The 15,153-nt window shown below is 66.1% G+C and carries 16 protein-coding genes; 13 read left to right on the top strand and 3 right to left on the bottom strand.

The features are described from left to right. Nucleotides 1–31 precede the first annotated feature (31 nt). A complete protein-coding gene (gene apbC / locus GJV37_RS17320; RefSeq protein WP_065084975.1) occupies nt 32–1,126 on the bottom strand; it encodes an iron-sulfur cluster carrier protein ApbC in 1,095 nt (364 codons plus the stop codon). Between the two features lie 184 nt (nt 1,127–1,310). Between apbC and metG the strand changes: the two genes are divergently transcribed. From metG to GJV37_RS17295, 5 genes are read left to right on the top strand one after another with little or no spacing between them, the layout of a single operon-like run. Continuing rightward, entirely contained in the window at nt 1,311–3,347 is a 2,037-nt protein-coding gene (metG, locus tag GJV37_RS17315; RefSeq protein WP_193452788.1) for a methionine--tRNA ligase, read from the top strand. 25 nt (nt 3,348–3,372) lie between these two features. Beyond that, a complete protein-coding gene (locus tag GJV37_RS17310; protein ID WP_037016076.1) occupies nt 3,373–4,176 on the top strand; it encodes a DUF4349 domain-containing protein in 804 nt (267 codons plus the stop codon). After that, complete coding sequence (locus tag GJV37_RS17305) at nt 4,173–4,508, top strand: hypothetical protein (protein WP_169887245.1); 336 nt, start codon at nt 4,173–4,175, stop codon at nt 4,506–4,508. Before GJV37_RS17310 ends, GJV37_RS17305 begins: the two co-directional genes overlap by 4 nt. Further along, nucleotides 4,508–5,623, top strand: coding sequence for a glutathionylspermidine synthase family protein (locus GJV37_RS17300; protein WP_169887244.1), 1,116 nt, complete (start codon nt 4,508–4,510; stop codon nt 5,621–5,623). The genes GJV37_RS17305 and GJV37_RS17300 overlap by 1 nt, the downstream gene beginning before the upstream one ends. A 10-nt stretch (nt 5,624–5,633) precedes the next feature. Next, nucleotides 5,634–6,032: a DUF350 domain-containing protein gene (locus GJV37_RS17295; RefSeq protein WP_024765238.1), complete on the top strand. Its 399-nt coding sequence runs from the start codon at nt 5,634–5,636 to the stop codon at nt 6,030–6,032. Here GJV37_RS17295 and GJV37_RS17290 read toward each other — a convergent pair. Continuing rightward, entirely contained in the window at nt 6,026–6,556 is a 531-nt protein-coding gene (locus GJV37_RS17290; RefSeq protein WP_169887243.1) for a hypothetical protein, read from the bottom strand. The two genes, GJV37_RS17295 and GJV37_RS17290, sit on opposite strands and share 7 nt — an antisense overlap. Before the next feature lie 208 nt (nt 6,557–6,764). Here GJV37_RS17290 and rsxA point away from each other — a divergent pair, with 208 nt between their 5' ends. From rsxA to GJV37_RS17250, 8 genes are all read left to right on the top strand, one after another. Then, nucleotides 6,765–7,349 (top strand): electron transport complex subunit RsxA, encoded by a 585-nt coding sequence (gene rsxA, locus GJV37_RS17285; protein WP_065084969.1) that lies wholly within the window; start codon nt 6,765–6,767, stop codon nt 7,347–7,349. Next, complete coding sequence (rsxB, locus tag GJV37_RS17280) at nt 7,346–7,900, top strand: electron transport complex subunit RsxB (RefSeq protein ID WP_169887242.1); 555 nt, start codon at nt 7,346–7,348, stop codon at nt 7,898–7,900. The genes rsxA and rsxB overlap by 4 nt, the downstream gene beginning before the upstream one ends. Then, on the top strand, nt 7,897–10,221 hold the full coding sequence (gene rsxC, locus GJV37_RS17275) for an electron transport complex subunit RsxC (RefSeq protein WP_193452787.1): 2,325 nt from the start codon (nt 7,897–7,899) through the stop codon (nt 10,219–10,221). Before rsxB ends, rsxC begins: the two co-directional genes overlap by 4 nt. Then, entirely contained in the window at nt 10,218–11,258 is a 1,041-nt protein-coding gene (locus tag GJV37_RS17270; RefSeq protein ID WP_193452786.1) for an RnfABCDGE type electron transport complex subunit D, read from the top strand. The genes rsxC and GJV37_RS17270 overlap by 4 nt, the downstream gene beginning before the upstream one ends. Continuing rightward, the gene (gene rsxG / locus GJV37_RS17265; RefSeq protein WP_193452785.1) at nt 11,255–11,887 is read left to right on the top strand and encodes an electron transport complex subunit RsxG; all 633 of its coding nucleotides are present in this window, start codon (nt 11,255–11,257) and stop codon (nt 11,885–11,887) included. The genes GJV37_RS17270 and rsxG overlap by 4 nt, the downstream gene beginning before the upstream one ends. Continuing rightward, a complete protein-coding gene (locus tag GJV37_RS17260; RefSeq protein WP_193452784.1) occupies nt 11,880–12,593 on the top strand; it encodes an electron transport complex subunit E in 714 nt (237 codons plus the stop codon). The genes rsxG and GJV37_RS17260 overlap by 8 nt, the downstream gene beginning before the upstream one ends. Next, complete coding sequence (gene nth / locus GJV37_RS17255) at nt 12,590–13,228, top strand: endonuclease III (protein ID WP_037016056.1); 639 nt, start codon at nt 12,590–12,592, stop codon at nt 13,226–13,228. Before GJV37_RS17260 ends, nth begins: the two co-directional genes overlap by 4 nt. Nucleotides 13,229–13,335: 107 nt before the next feature. Beyond that, nucleotides 13,336–13,518 (top strand): PA3496 family putative envelope integrity protein, encoded by a 183-nt coding sequence (locus GJV37_RS17250; protein ID WP_017521020.1) that lies wholly within the window; start codon nt 13,336–13,338, stop codon nt 13,516–13,518. Nucleotides 13,519–13,594: 76 nt separating this feature from the next. Here the strand turns inward: GJV37_RS17250 and ppnN are convergent, their stop codons facing one another. Continuing rightward, a complete protein-coding gene (ppnN, locus tag GJV37_RS17245) occupies nt 13,595–14,986 on the bottom strand; it encodes a nucleotide 5'-monophosphate nucleosidase PpnN (protein ID WP_193452783.1) in 1,392 nt (463 codons plus the stop codon). Nucleotides 14,987–15,153: the final 167 nt, after the last annotated feature.

Raw genomic sequence — 15,153 nt, 5'->3', positions numbered from 1 at the left:
AAGGGGCGCGCCCGGTGGCATTGTCGCGCCTTCAATCGTCGCTGATGGAAATATTCGGCATGGCCGGCGCGGCCTTCTCGCTCAGAGCGATGCGGGCGCCGACGCAGCGCGCGGTTTCCTGGTAGATCATCGCCAGCTGGCTTTCCGGGTCGGCAACCACGGTGGGCTTGCCGCCGTCGGCCTGCATGCGGATGGCCATGGACAACGGCAGCGAGGCCAGCAGGTCGACGCCGAACTGCGCCGCCAGCTTCTCGCCGCCGCCTTCGCCGAACAGGTGCTCGGCATGGCCGCAGTTGGAGCAGATGTGCACAGCCATGTTCTCCACCACGCCCAGCACCGGGATATTGACCTTGCGGAACATCTCCACGCCCTTCTTGGCGTCCAGCAGGGCCAGGTCCTGCGGGGTGGTGACGATCACCGCACCGGCCACCGGGACCTTCTGCGCGAGGGTCAGCTGGATGTCGCCGGTGCCCGGCGGCATGTCGATGACCAGGTAATCCAGGTCGTTCCAGGCGGTCTGGGTGATCAGTTGGATCAGCGCACCGGAGACCATCGGGCCGCGCCAGACCACCGGGGTGTTGTCGTCGGTAAGGAAGGCCATGGACATGACTTCCACCCCGTGGGCCTCCAGCGGAATGAACCACTTCTGGTCGCGGATCTTCGGCCGGGTACCCTCGGGGATGCCGAACATGATGCCCTGGCTCGGCCCATAGATGTCGGCGTCGAGGATGCCGACCTTGGCGCCTTCGCGGGCCAGCGCCAGCGCGAGATTGGCGGCGGTGGTGGACTTGCCCACGCCGCCCTTGCCGGAGGCCACGGCGATGATGTTCTTCACGTTGCTCATGCCCGGCACCTGGGCCTGGGCCTTGTGCGCGGCGATGTGGGTTTCCACCTTGACCTGCGCCGAGTCGACGCCGTCCAGCGCCTCCAGGGCCATCTGCACGGTTTGCGCCAGGCCATTCTTGAACAGGCCGGCGGCGTAACCCAGCTCAAGGGTCAGAGAGACACGTCCGCCCTGGATGTCCAGCTCGTGCAGGTAGCCGGCGTCCAGCAGGTTCTGGCCGGTGTGGGGGTCGTTGATCTGGCGGAGGACGGCCTCCACCGTGGCACGGGTAACGGCGCTCATGGGTACTCCCGATGAAAGACTGAGCAGAATAGGCGGGCATCTTACGCCTCTCGTCCGCCCCTTGCTCGGGATCATCGGGGTAGTTCGGGCTCAGCCCTACGGCCAAGCGGCCCACGGATGAAAATTTCGCCCCAGACCTATATAGTTGCCGATTCCCTCGTTTTAACCGGAACGGCCGATCATCATGTCCGAAGCCCGCAAGATCCTCGTCACCAGCGCCCTGCCCTACGCCAATGGTTCGATCCACCTCGGTCACATGCTGGAGTACATCCAGACCGACATCTGGGTTCGCTTCCAGAAAATGCGTGGCAACCAGGCGGTGTACGTGTGCGCGGACGATGCCCACGGTTCGGCCATCATGCTGCGCGCCGAGCGCGAAGGCATTACCTCCGAGCAACTGATCGACGGCGTGCGCGCCGAGCACATGGGCGATTTCGCCGACTTCCTGGTGGAGTTCGACAACTACCACTCGACCCATTCGGAAGAGAACCGCGAGCTGTCCTCGGCCATCTACCTGAAGCTGCGTGACGCCGGCCACATCGCCACCCGCCCGGTGACCCAGTACTTCGACCCGGAAAAGCAGATGTTCCTGGCCGACCGCTTCATCAAGGGCACCTGCCCGAAGTGCGGCACCGCCGACCAGTACGGCGACAACTGCGAAGCCTGCGGCGCGACCTACTCGCCCACAGAGCTGAAGGACCCGAAATCGGCCATCTCCGGCGCCACCCCGGTGCTCAAGGAGTCGCTGCACTACTTCTTCAAGCTGCCTGACTTCCAGGCCATGCTGCAGCAGTGGACCCGCAGCGGCGCCCTGCAGGATTCGGTGGCCAACAAGCTCGCCGAGTGGCTGGATTCCGGCCTGCAGGAGTGGGATATCTCCCGCGACGCGCCGTACTTCGGCTTCGAGATCCCCGATGCGCCGGGCAAGTACTTCTACGTCTGGCTGGACGCACCGATCGGCTACATGGCCAGCTTCAAGAACCTCTGCGCGCGCCGTCCGGAGCTGGACTTCGACGCCTACTGGAAGCAGGGCTCGGACGCCGAGCTGTACCACTTCATCGGCAAGGACATCGTCAACTTCCACGCGCTGTTCTGGCCGGCCATGCTCGAAGGCGCGGGCTACCGCAAGCCGACCGCGCTGAACGTGCACGGCTATCTGACCGTCAACGGCCAGAAGATGTCCAAGTCGCGCGGCACCTTCGTCAAGGCACGCACCTACCTGGACCACCTGGACCCGGAATACCTGCGCTACTACTACGCCTCCAAGCTGGGCCGCGGCGTGGACGACCTCGACCTGAACCTCGAGGACTTCGTGCAGAAGGTCAACTCCGACCTGGTCGGCAAGGTGGTGAACATCGCCAGCCGTTGCGCCGGCTTTATCCACAAGGGCAACAACGGCCTGCTGGTGGACGCCAACCCCGCGCCGGAACTGGCCCAGGCCTTCAAGGACGCGGCGCCGAGCATCGCCGCCGCGTACGAAGCCCGTGACTTCGGCCGCGCCATGCGCGAAATCATGGCCCTGGCCGACCAGGCCAACGCCTGGATCGCCGACAAGGCGCCCTGGTCGCTGAACAAGCAGGAAGGCAAGCAGGACGAAGTCCAGGCCATCTGCGCCCTGGGCGTGAACCTGTTCCGCCAGCTGGTGATCTTCCTCAAGCCGGTACTGCCGAAGCTGGCCGTTGCCGCCGAAGCCTTCCTCAACGTCGCCCCGCTGAAATGGGCCGACCACGAGCAACTGCTGGCCAATCACCAACTGAACCCGTTCAACCCGCTGATGACCCGTATCGAGCCCGCGAAAATCGAAGCCATGATCGAAGCCTCCAAGGAAGACCTCCTCGCCAGCGCCCCGAAACCTGCGGGCAACGGTGAACTGACCAAGGACCCGCTCGCCGCGGAAATCAACTTCGACGCCTTCGCCGCCGTCGACCTGCGCATCGCGCTGATCGAGAAGTGCGAGTTCGTCGAGGGCGCCGACAAGCTGCTGCGCCTGTCCCTGGACATCGGCGACGAGAAGCGCAACGTGTTCTCCGGCATCAAGAGCGCCTACCCGGACCCGAGCAAAGTCGAAGGCCGCCTGACCCTGTACGTGGCCAACCTGGCCCCGCGCAAGATGAAGTTCGGCGTCTCCGAGGGCATGGTCCTGGCCGCCGGCCCCGGCGGTGAAGAGATCTACCTGCTCAGCCCGGATAGCGGCGCCAAGCCGGGCCAGCGCGTCAAGTAAGCATCGGACGGCAAGGAGGCCCTCGATGAAACTGCACCACTGCGCAGCGCTCTTCCTGAGCGCCGCCCTCGCCGGCTGCGGCGCTCCCTCGGAGCACGCCGCCGGTTCCGGCGCCGCTTTCCAGGGGGAAGCGGCGAAGGCCGGTTCCTTCCTCGCCTATGAACACCAGGTCGGCATCCGCCTGGCCAGCGAGCGTATCGACGCGCAGCTGGCCGCCTCCCGCGATGCCTGCACCCAGGACCGCTTCGGCCCCTGCGAGCTGATTGCCATCGAGCAGAGCGGCGACAGCCAGATGCGCAACGCGCATCTCGTGGTTCGCATCGTCCCCGAAGGCGTGGAAAAGCTCGTCGCCCTCGCGGCCGAAGGCGGCCAACTGCAAAGCCGCCGCACCCAGGCCGAAGACCTCGCCCAGGCGGTGAGCGACAACCAGCAGCTGCGCGAGCGCCTGGAGCGTGAGTACCAGACCCTGCAAGGCTTCCAGGGCCGCAAGGACATGAGCGTCAGCGACCTGCTGGCCCTGGCCAAGGCCACCGCCGAAGTCGAGCAGCAGTTGCAGGCCGCCCGCCAAGACTCCGCCCAACAACAGCGACGCATCGCCACCAACCTGCTGACCCTGGACTTCTCCAGCGAATACCAGCCGACCGGTCGCTGGTCACGTATCGGCAGGGCCTTCGGCAACTCGCTGGACGAACTCACCGACGGCACTGTCAATGCCATCCAGGTCGCCGCCTTCGGCCTGCCGCTGCTGGTCGTGCTGCTGGTCGCCGGCCTGATCCTGCGCTGGTTGTGGCGAAAACTCGGTTCCAGGCGCGCCGCGAACAAAGCATGAAGAAATCCAACATCGTCTTCACCACCCTGCTCACCGGCGGGGTGCTCTACAGCGTGCTGCACCACAACCCGGTGTACCGCGACCTCTACGCCAACCGCGAGGACTGCCTGAAGGACTGGGGCAACACGCCCAACGCCTGCGAGCCAGAGTCGGGCACCAGCAGCAGCGGCGGCGGTAGTTATGTCGGCAGCAGCTCTGGGCGTTATCGTGGGCCGAGCTACGAGGACGGCTCACGACCGAAGACCGCGCAGACCTACCAGGTACAGTCGCGTCAGTTGGTCACCCGCGGCGGCTTCGGCCACTCCGGCGCCCGCTTCTCCGGGGGCGGCTGATGCGTCGTCTGGCGATGACGCCGCGCCCCGACTGGCGCGAGCGCTGCGAGGCGGTCGGCTTCACCTTCCACAGCATCGACGGCCTGTACTGGGACGAATCGGTGGCCTATGAATTCAGCCTCGAGCAGATCGAGACGCTGGAAGCCGCCAGCGAAGACCTGCACCAGCGCTACCTGGAATGTGTGGAATGGGTGATTCGCACCGGCCACTTCGAGCCCTTCCAGCTGCCGCCGGGTGCCCGCGAGGAAATCATCCGCTCCTGGCAGCGCCAGGACCCGAGCCTCTATGGCCGCTTCGACTTCGCCTGGAACGGCGACGGCCAGCCGAAGATGCTCGAGTACAACGCCGACACGCCGACCGGCCTGCTGGAGGCCAGCGTGGTGCAGTGGCAATGGCTCAATGACGTGAACCCGGCTGCCGACCAGTTCAACTCGCTGCACGAGAAGCTGATCGCGCGTTGGAAGGCCATCGCCCCCGACGGCACGCTGCACTTCACCGCCATCGATGGCCACGAGGAAGACACCGGCAATGTCCTCTACCTGCTCGACACCGCGCACCAGGCCGGCTTGCCGACACGCTACCTGCCGCTGGAATTCATCGGCCACCACGCCGGGCGCGGCACCTTCATCGACCAGTACGAGCAGGACATCCGTCACTGCTTCAAGCTCTATCCCTGGGAGTGGCTGCTGCAGGACAGTTTCGCCGGGCACCTGGAGCGCAGCGACATCCGCTTCCTGGAGCCCGCCTGGAAGCTGCTGATGTCGAGCAAGGCCATGCTGCCAATCCTCTGGAAGCTCAACCCCGGCCATCCGAACCTGCTACCGGCCAGCTACCGCCAGGACCTCCCCGGCGCCTACGTGCGCAAGCCCCTGTATTCGCGCGAGGGCGAGAACATCCGCATCGTCGCCGGCGATCTGCAGCTGGAAAGCGACGGCCCCCATGCCGACGCGCCCTGCATCTATCAAAGCTACGCACCGTTGGCCAGGCACGGCGACAACTACGCCGTGCTCGGCTGCTGGGTGATCGACGGCCAGGCCGCCGGCCTGGGCATCCGTGAGGACGCCAGTGCCATCACCCGCGACAGCAGCCGCTTCGTCCCCCACTATTTCGTCTGAAGGATTTGCCATGAACCTGCTGCAGACCCTGCCCAACTTTCTCGCGTATTTTGCCGCGGCCATTGGCCTGTTCGGCCTGTTCACCAGCCTCTACATCCGCCTGACGCCCTACGCGGAAATCCAGCTGATCCGCCAGGGCAACCTCAGTGCCGCCGTGGCGCTGGTCGGCACCTTGCTCGGCTTCGCCCTGCCGCTGGCAAGCGCCATCGCCCACAGCGTCAGCATCATCGACATGCTGATCTGGGGCGCGATCGCCATGCTGGTGCAGGTGCTGGTATTCCTCGGGCTGTCGCGCGTGGTGCCGGAGCTCAAGGGCGGCATTGCCGACAATACCCTGGCCCACGGCGTGTTCCTCGGCGGCGCCTCGCTGTGCGTGGGGCTGCTCAACGCCGCCTGCATGACCTACTGAGCGTCCTCGCAGTCCACATCGCCGCCGCCCAGGTGCTCGAAACCTTCCAGATAGAGGCAGGAGGCGTCTTCGGCGCAGTCCTGCAGCGAGGCGTTGCTCAGGTTTTCCCGTGATGTCGGGTCTTCCAGGTTCACGTCCGGGAAGATGTCCGCGACTTCCTCCACGGTCATGATCTTGTCGAAGGTGACGTTCACCGACTGCAGGCGGCCGTACTCCCAGTCCAGGTCCACCGCCGTGACATGCGGGTTCAGTTGCCGCGCCAAGGCTTCGGGCAACTGCGGGCCGGCGTAGCTGAGGTCGGTGTCATGGCAGGCGTCACCCCAGTTGCTCAGCTTCCTGCTGGCGGCGCAACTGAACTGCGCGTCGGCGTGACCGGTGCGCTGTTCCAGCAGGCAGGCGAAATCGGCGACATTCATCCGCGGCCAACTGACCAGGTCAGACGTGGTAAAGGGGGCAGCCGAAGCCAGGCCACTGGAGAACAGCAGGCAGAGAGCAGTGAGGCGTCCGGACAGAGTTTTGCGCATCGCGACTTCCGTGAGGGGAACCGATCAGGTTCGGCAGCCGCTGATGTTCCTCCCGCCACCCCTGGCACCGCAACTGATTTCGGGGAGGTACAATTACCGACTTCGCACCTTGTATTCGACCTATGCACTCTCGTCGCCATCAACCCGCCGACCACCGGTCTCCGAGCATGATCCGCCTCCCCTCGCGCCTGGCTGCGAGTGCCCGGCCATGACCGAACTCGCCCTGATCCTGGTCAGCGCCATCCTGGTCAACAATTTCGTGCTGGTGCAATTCCTCGGCATCTGCCCGTTCATGGGCGTGTCGCGCAAGATCGAGGCGGCGTTTGCGCTGGCCCTGGCGACCACCTTCGTGCTCACCCTCGCCTCGGCCTTCAGCTACATCCTGCAGCGCTACGTGCTGCAACCGCTGGATCTGGAATTCCTGCGTACCATCGCCTTCATCCTGGTGATCGCCCTGGTGGTGCAGTTCACCGAGCTGCTGGTGAAGAGGACCAGCCCGCTGCTGGCCCGCGGGCTGGGCATCTTCCTGCCGCTGATCACCACCAACTGCATCGTGCTGGGCGTGGCCCTGCTGAATGCCCGCAAGCCCGAATTCGGCTTTCTGCAGTCCATCTTCCAGGGATTCGGCGCCGGGCTGGGCTTCACCCTGGTGCTGGTACTGTTCGCCGCCCTGCGCGAGCGCATCGCCATCGCCGACGTGCCCAAGCCGTTCAAGGGCGCGGCCATCGGCATGATCACCGCGGGCCTGATGTCCCTGGCGTTCATGGGCTTCAGCGGGCTGCTCAAGCCATGATCGCGGCGCTGCTGATCATCCTGCTCTGCCTTGCCGGCGCCGTGGCGTTGCGCCTGGCGTCGGCGCGGGTGAAGGTCGCTGACGAATCGATCGCCGTGCAGATCAATGACCTGCTGCCGCAAACCCAGTGCGGCCAGTGCGGTTATGCCGGCTGCAAGCCTTACGCCCAGGCCATCGCCGACGGCGATGCGATCAACAAGTGCCCGCCCGGCGGCGCCGCGACCATCGCCGCCCTGGCCGACCTGCTGGGCGTCGAACCGCTGCCGCTGGACGCCACCGAAGAAACGCCGCTGCGCGTGGCCTACATCCGCGAAGCCGAATGCATCGGTTGCACCAAGTGCATCCGCGCCTGCCCGGTGGACGCCATCGTCGGCGCCGCCAAGCTGATGCACACGGTGATCGTCGACGAGTGCACCGGCTGCGACCTGTGCCTGGAACCCTGCCCGGTGGACTGCATCGAGATGCGCGACCTGCCGGCAGGCGTCGCCGACTGGAGGTGGCCGCTGCCGCAGGGCCGACTGATCCACAGCGACCGGGAGCAGGCGGCATGAACATGCAGGTCTGGAATTTCCCGGGCGGCCTGAGATTGCCAGCCAACAAGCAGCAATCCACCGCCACGCCGATCCAGCATCCGCCACTGCCACGCCGGCTGGTGTTGCCCCTGCAACAGCATATCGGCGAGCCCGCGCGCCCCTGCGTCGAGGCCGGCCAGCGCGTACTCAAGGGCCAACTGATCGCAGAGGCCGGCAGCACTATCAGCGCCGCGCTGCATGCGCCGACTTCCGGTGTCGTGGTCGAGGTGAGCGAGCAGCCTTACCCACACCCCTCCGGCCTGACGGCGCCCGCCATCGTCATTGAAAGCGACGGCGCAGAGGAATGGGCCACGCGTGTGCCCCTGTCCGACTACAGCTCGCTCTCCGGCGTCGAAGTGCTGGAGCGCATCCGCCAGTCGGGCATCGCCGGCCTCGGCGGCGCCGGCTTCCCCACCGCCGCCAAGCTGGCCTCCCGCGCGCAGGACGACCTGCATACCCTGATCATCAACGGCGCTGAGTGCGAGCCGTACATCAGCGCCGACGACCTGCTGATGCGCGAACGCGCCGTCGAACTGGTGGAAGGCATCGAGGTGCTGATGCACGTCCTCCAGCCGCAACAGGTGCTGGTCGGCATCGAGGACGACAAGCCCCAGGCCATCGCCGCCGTGCAGGCCGCCATCGGTGAGCGGAACATCCGGCTGCAGGCGATCCCGACCCGCTACCCTTCGGGCGGCGAGCGCCAGCTGATCCAGGTTCTCACCGGCCGCGAAGTCCCTTCCGGCGGCCTGCCGGCGGACATCGGCATGCTCTGCGTGAACGTCGCCACCGCCGTTGCCGTGGCCGACGCCGTGCTGCGCGGGCAACCGCTGATCTCGCGCATCACCACCCTGGCCGGCGCCGCGCTGACGCGCCCGTGCAACGTCGAAGCGCTGATCGGCACGCCGGTGGGCGAGTTGCTGGATTTCGCCGGCCTCGATCTCGACAAGCTTGACCGGCTGATCCTCGGCGGCCCGCTGATGGGCGACAGCCTGCCATCGCTCGACGCGCCGCTGCTCAAGACCGCCAACTGCCTGCTGGCCGCCACCCGCGAAGAGCTGCCATTGCCGGCGCCGGCCTTGCCATGCATCCGCTGTGGCGATTGTGCGCAGGTCTGCCCGGCCAGCCTGTTGCCGCAACAGCTGTATTTTTTCGCGGAGGATCACGAGCGACTCGTGGCGCACAATCTGTTCGACTGCATCGAGTGCGGCGCCTGTGCCTACGTGTGCCCGTCGAGCATTCCTCTGGTGCAGTACTATCGCGCATCCAAGGCCGAGATCCGCGAACTGGAACAGCGGCAGTTGAAGGCCGAGCAATCGCGCCTGCGCTTCGAACAACGCCAGGAGCGCCTGCGCAACGAAGAAGATCGGCGCGCCGCCGACCGCCTGGCCCGCCAGGAACGCGCCGCGCGAGTGCAGGAAGAACAGCCCGAAATCGCATCGCCGAGCGCGCCCGCCGCGCAATCGGTCATCGAACGGGTGAAGGCCGAGAAGTCCGTGGGCAATGCGCCCGACCAACTCAAGCGCCTGAAGATCGAAGCAAGCATGGCCCAGGTGGCGCTGAAGAAAGCCGAGAAGCAATTGGCCACCCACGACACCGACCAACTGCGCGCCCAGGTGGCCGAATTGCGCATCGCCGCCGAGGAGGCCAAGGCCGCACTGGCGGCAGCCGAATCGGAGGGCACCAACGCCGCGCCGGCGCCATTCGCTGCGCCTGCCTCCGATGAAGCCGCGCTGAAGAAAGCGAAGATCGACGCCGCCATGGCCCGCGCCCAGTTGAAGAAGTCCGAGAAGGCCTTCGGCGAATCCCCCACGGACGAGCAGCGCGCCACCCTCGCCTCCTTGCGTGCGGACGTCGAGCGCATCGAACGCCAACTCAACCAATTGCAGGGGGCCGCTGTGCCGACCGATCCGCAAGCCGCCCAGCCCGTCGACGGCGTACTCGCCCTGCGCCAGGCCAAGCTGGCCTACATCAGCCGGCGCGATGCCTTGCGCGCCGCTGAACGCGAAGGTGCCACCGCCGAGGAACTGGACGCGATCCGCCTGACCCTCGCTGCCGCGGAAGCCGCCCTGCACGCCGCCGAAGACGCCAGCGGCAAGGCGCCGCCGGACCTCGTGCGTACCGACAAGCGCCCGGTGACAGCCGCCCTGCGCGCCGCCAAGACCGAACTGGCCTACGCCCGTGCCGACCTGAAGAAGCTCGAGCGCGAAGGCGCCGGCGACCACGCCCTGGCCTCGGCCCGCGAACGCCTGCAAGCGGCCGAACGCGCCGTCGCCGATGCCAATGGCGAGGCGCCTGCATGAAGCTTCCTCGCATCAGTTCTCCCCACGCCACCGGCAGCAACCGTACACAGAGGGTCATGCTGACGCTGCTGGCCGCCTGTGCGCCTGGCGCGCTGGTGCTGATCGGCCTGTACGGCGTGGGTACCCTCTTCAACCTGCTCTGGTGCGGCCTGCTCGCCCTCTCCACCGAGGCCGTGATGCTCAAGCTGCGCGATCGGCCGCTGGCATTCTTCCTCAAGGACGGCAGCGCGCTGGTCACCGCCGTGCTGCTCGCTCTGGCCTTGCCGCCCTACGCGCCCTGGTGGTTGAGCGGCGTCGCGGTGGTATTCGCGCTGATCTTCGGCAAGCACCTGTACGGCGGCCTCGGGCAGAACCCGTTCAACCCCGCCATGGTCGGCTATGCCGCGGTGCTGGTGTCCTTCCCGCAACTGATGAGCCAATGGCCGGCGCCGGACAGCGCGCTTGGCTTCGGCGAAGGGTTGCGGCAGATCTTCGGCTTCACCAGCCAGGTGCCGGACGCCTGGGTTGGCGCCACCGCGCTGGACGTGGTGCGCAACAACCACAGCCTGACCATGGAGGAACTGCTGGCGCAGTCTCCGGCCTTCGGCAGTGTCGGCGGGCGCGGCGTGGAGCTGGTGAACCTGGCCTTCCTCGCCGGCGGCCTGTTCCTGCTCTGGCGCAAGCTGTTCACCTGGCACGCGCCGGTGGGCATGCTCGGCGGGCTGTTCGTCATGAGCCTGCTGTTCTGGAACGGCTCCGGCTCCGACTCCCACGGCTCGCCGCTGCTGCACCTGTTCAGCGGCGCGACCATGCTCGGCGCTTTCTTCATCGTCACCGACCCGGTGTCCGGCGCCACCAGCAACCGTGGCCGATTGGTGTTCGGCATCGGCGTCGGCGTGCTCACCTACGTGATCCGCGCCTGGGGTGGCTACCCGGACGGCCTGGCCTTCGCCGTGCTGCTGATGAACCTCGCCGCGCCAACCATCGACGCCTTCACTCGCCCGCGCACCTACGGGCACAAGAAGCCCGAGCAGGGTTTCAAGGCAGGTGAGCAATGAACCGCGAACTGCTCAAGAGCGCCCTGGCACTGGGACTGGTCGCGCTGATCGCCACGGGCGTGGTGGCGACCGTTCACCAGCTCACCGCCCAGCGCATCGATACCGCCCAGCGCGAAGCGCGTGGCCGCACGCTGCTGGAGCTGCTGCCCGGGGGCAGCTATGACAACCATCCGCTGGAAACCGAAGTCAGCGCTTTCGATCCCAAGCTGCTGGGCCGCGACGAGCCGGCACCCGCTTACATCGCCCGGCTCCGGGGCCAGGCCACGGCGGTCGTACTCCAGCCCGTGGCACGGGATGGCTATGGCGGCTCGATCCAGTTGCTGGTCGGCGTGACTGCACAGGGCCGCCTGCTCGGCGTGCGGGTCGTGGCCCACCATGAAACACCGGGCCAGGGCGACCGTATCGAACTGGGCAAGAGCGGCTGGCTGTACGGCTTCGACGGTCGATCGCTGACTGATCCGGGCGACAATGGCTGGAAAGTGAAGAAGGACGGCGGCCAGTTCGACCAGTTCGCCGGCGCCACCGTCACCCCGCGCGCGGTGGTCAAGGCCACGCACCTGGCGCTGCAGTACTTCGACGCGCACAAAGCAGAGCTGCTCGCCCCCGCCTCGGGAGAAAACCATGAATGACCCCGGCTACCGCGAAATCGCCCTGCAGGGGCTGTGGAAGAACAACCCCGGCCTGGTGCAACTGCTCGGCCTCTGCCCGTTGCTGGGCACCAGCAGCTCCATGGTCAACGCCCTCGGCCTGGGGCTGGCGACACTCTTCGTGCTGGTCTGCTCCAGCGTCAGCGTCTCGCTGATCCGCAGCGCGCTGAGCGAGACCGTGCGCCTGCCTGCCTTCCTGCTGATCATCGCCACCCTGACCACCTGCATCGAACTGCTGATGCAGGCCTGGCGCTTCGAGCTGTACCAGGTGCTGGGCATCTTCGTACCGCTGATTACCACCAACTGCGTGATCCTCGGCCGCGCGCAGACCTTCGCCTCGCAGAACAACCTGGCACGCTCGGCCTTCGACGCGCTGATGATGGGGCTGGGCTTCGCCCTGGTCCTGCTGATCATCGGCACCCTGCGCGAACTGCTCGGCCATGGCACCCTGCTGGCCGGCATGGAGCTGCTGTTCGGCCCGGCCGCCGCCGACTGGAAAGTACAGGTCCCCGGTTACCAGGGCCTGCTGCTGGCGGTGCTGCCGCCCGGCGCCTTCCTGGTGCTGGGCCTGCTGATCGCCCTCAAGAACCGTATTGATGAAAGCCTGGCGGACCGCGCCAAGGCGCAGGCGGGCAACGTACCCGCCACCGAGCGCCAGCGCGTCCGCGTGACCGGAGTGATCGAATGAATGCCGCCAAGCGCGCGGAGATTTTCCGCCGACTCAAGGAAGACAACCCCAACCCCGAAACCGAACTGGCCTACAGCTCGCCCTTCGAGCTGCTGATCGCGGTGCTGCTCTCCGCCCAGGCCACCGACGTGGGGGTGAACAAGGCCACCGCCAAGCTCTACCCGGTGGCCAATACCCCGGAAGCGATCTACGCCCTGGGCGTGGAGGGCCTGTCGGAGTACATCAAGACCATCGGCCTGTACAACAGCAAGGCGAAGAACACCATCGAGACCTGCCGCATCCTCATCGAGAAGCACGGCGGCCAGGTGCCGGAGAACCGTGAAGACCTGGAAGCCTTGCCCGGCGTGGGCCGCAAGACTGCCAACGTGGTCCTCAACACGGCTTTCCGACAGCCGGCGATGGCGGTGGACACCCATATCTTCCGCGTATCCAACCGCACCAACATCGCGCCAGGGCGCAATGTGCTGGAGGTGGAGCGCAAGCTGCTCAAGTTCGTGCCCAAGGAATACCTGCTGGATGCGCACCACTGGCTGATCCTGCATGGACGCTACGTCTGCAAGGCGCGCAAGCCGCAGTGTGGCAGTTGCCGGATCGAGGACCTGTGCGAGTACAAGCACAAGACGTCGGACGATTGAGCTTTATGGGAAAATTCCTTCAGGCTGATTGAAAAAATCTTTTTTACCGCCCACTCCTTTGTCGCTATAAGGGGCGCCAACACACCCCGTGTTGTGGAGTGCACCGAATGGCAAACGACAAAGAAGACCTCGAACTCGAGGACGATGTCAGCACAGACGACAGCGATGACGGCGCAGAAGCCACGGCAGAGGTCGCCAAGACCAACCTGACCAAGCGCCGCATCATCGATAACTACCTGGAAGAGCGTCGCCTGCAGCGCCAACTGTCCGACTACGATTTCGATCTGTAAGCCTCTCCTGAACGTAAAGCCCGAATGAAAAAGCCCCGCATCCTGGCGGGGCTTTTTGTTTTTCGTTCCTACAGGTTCACACCGACACTCCGGAGCGCTGCACCACCCGGTAACAAGGCTCGTACGCTGCGCCGCCCGGCAGCTTCATCCGGTGCTGCTCGACGAACGCCTGCAACAGCGCATCGAGCGGCTCCATGATGGCCGCGTCACCGTGGATCTCGTACGGGCCGAACTCCTCGATCATACGGATGCCGCGATCCTTCACGTTGCCCGCGACGATGCCCGAGAAGGCCCGGCGCAGGTTCGCCGCCAGCTCGTGGGGCGGCACGTCGGGCCCCAGGTCCAGGCCGGCCATGTTCTCGTGGGTCGGTTCGAACGGACGCTGGAAGCCCTCGTCGATCTTCAGCAGCCAGTTGAAGTGGTAGGCGTCGTTGCGTTCGCGACGGAACTGCTTGACCCGCTTGAGGCCCGCGCTCATTTCCCGCGCCACTTCCGCCGGGTCGTCGATGATGATGCGATAGCGCTTCTGCGCCACCTCCCCCAGAGTCGCCCCGATGAAGGCATGCAGCTGCTCGATATAGGCCGCCGCGCTGCGCGGGCCGGTGAGCACCAGGGGGAACGGCATGTCCTGGTTCTCCGGGTGCATGAGAATGCCCAGCAGGTAGAGGAACTCCTCCGCCGTGCCGACACCGCCGGGGAACACGATGATGCCGTGGCCGACGCGAACGAAGGCCTCCAGGCGCTTCTCGATATCCGGCAGGATCACCAGTTCGTTGACGATGGGGTTCGGCGCCTCGGCGGCGATGATTCCCGGCTCGGTCAAGCCGATATAGCGGCCATCGGTGATGCGCTGCTTGGCGTGGCCGATGGTGGCGCCCTTCATCGGCCCCTTCATCACGCCGGGGCCGCAACCGGTGCAGACGTCGAGGCTGCGCAGGCCCAGCTCGTGGCCGACCTTCTTGGTGTACTTGTACTCGTTGGTACTGATCGAATGGCCGCCCCAGCAAACGACGATCTTCGGCTCCACGCCGGCATGCAGCGCACGGGCATTGCGCAGCAGGTGGAAGACGTAGTCGGTGATGCCGGCCGAGCTGTCCAGGCCGAAACGCCGGCTGTTCAGCGCATTCTGGGTGTAGACGATGTCGCGCAGGGCGCTGAAGAGCATCTCGCGGGTGCTGGCGATCATCTCGCCATCGACGAAGGCGTCGGCCGGCGCGTTGAACAGTTCCAGGCGCACGCCGCGATCCTGCTGGTGGATTTCCAGCTCGAAGTCGCGGTAGGCGTCGAGGATGTGCTTGGCGTTGTCGATCTGCGTGCCGGTGTTGAGGATGGCCAGGGCACACTGGCGGAAAAGCTTGTAGGTACTGCCCGAGCCCGCTTCGCTGAGCTGGTGCACCTCACGTTGGGAGAGGGTTTCGAGGCTGCCCTTGGGGCTGACCGAGGCATTGTTTACCGGTCTTGGGGACATGCTGTATTCCTTGACGATGGAAGCCGGGCGCCTGGGCGCGGGGTCTTCCGATAGATCGATGCGGCCGTCCATTCGGCCGTCATTGCCGGGTGCGTCGCGGCGGGGATTCTCCGGCCCGCAGCGCGCTCCTGCTGACTGTGACAAGCGAATGGCGGAAACTGCTTCCG

It is taken from the genome of Pseudomonas nitroreducens, from assembly GCF_010994165.1.
Taxonomy (GTDB): Bacteria; Pseudomonadota; Gammaproteobacteria; order Pseudomonadales; family Pseudomonadaceae; genus Pseudomonas; species Pseudomonas nitroreducens.
Note: the sequence above shows the minus strand (reverse complement) of the source record. Positions and strands in the feature narration are given on the sequence as shown.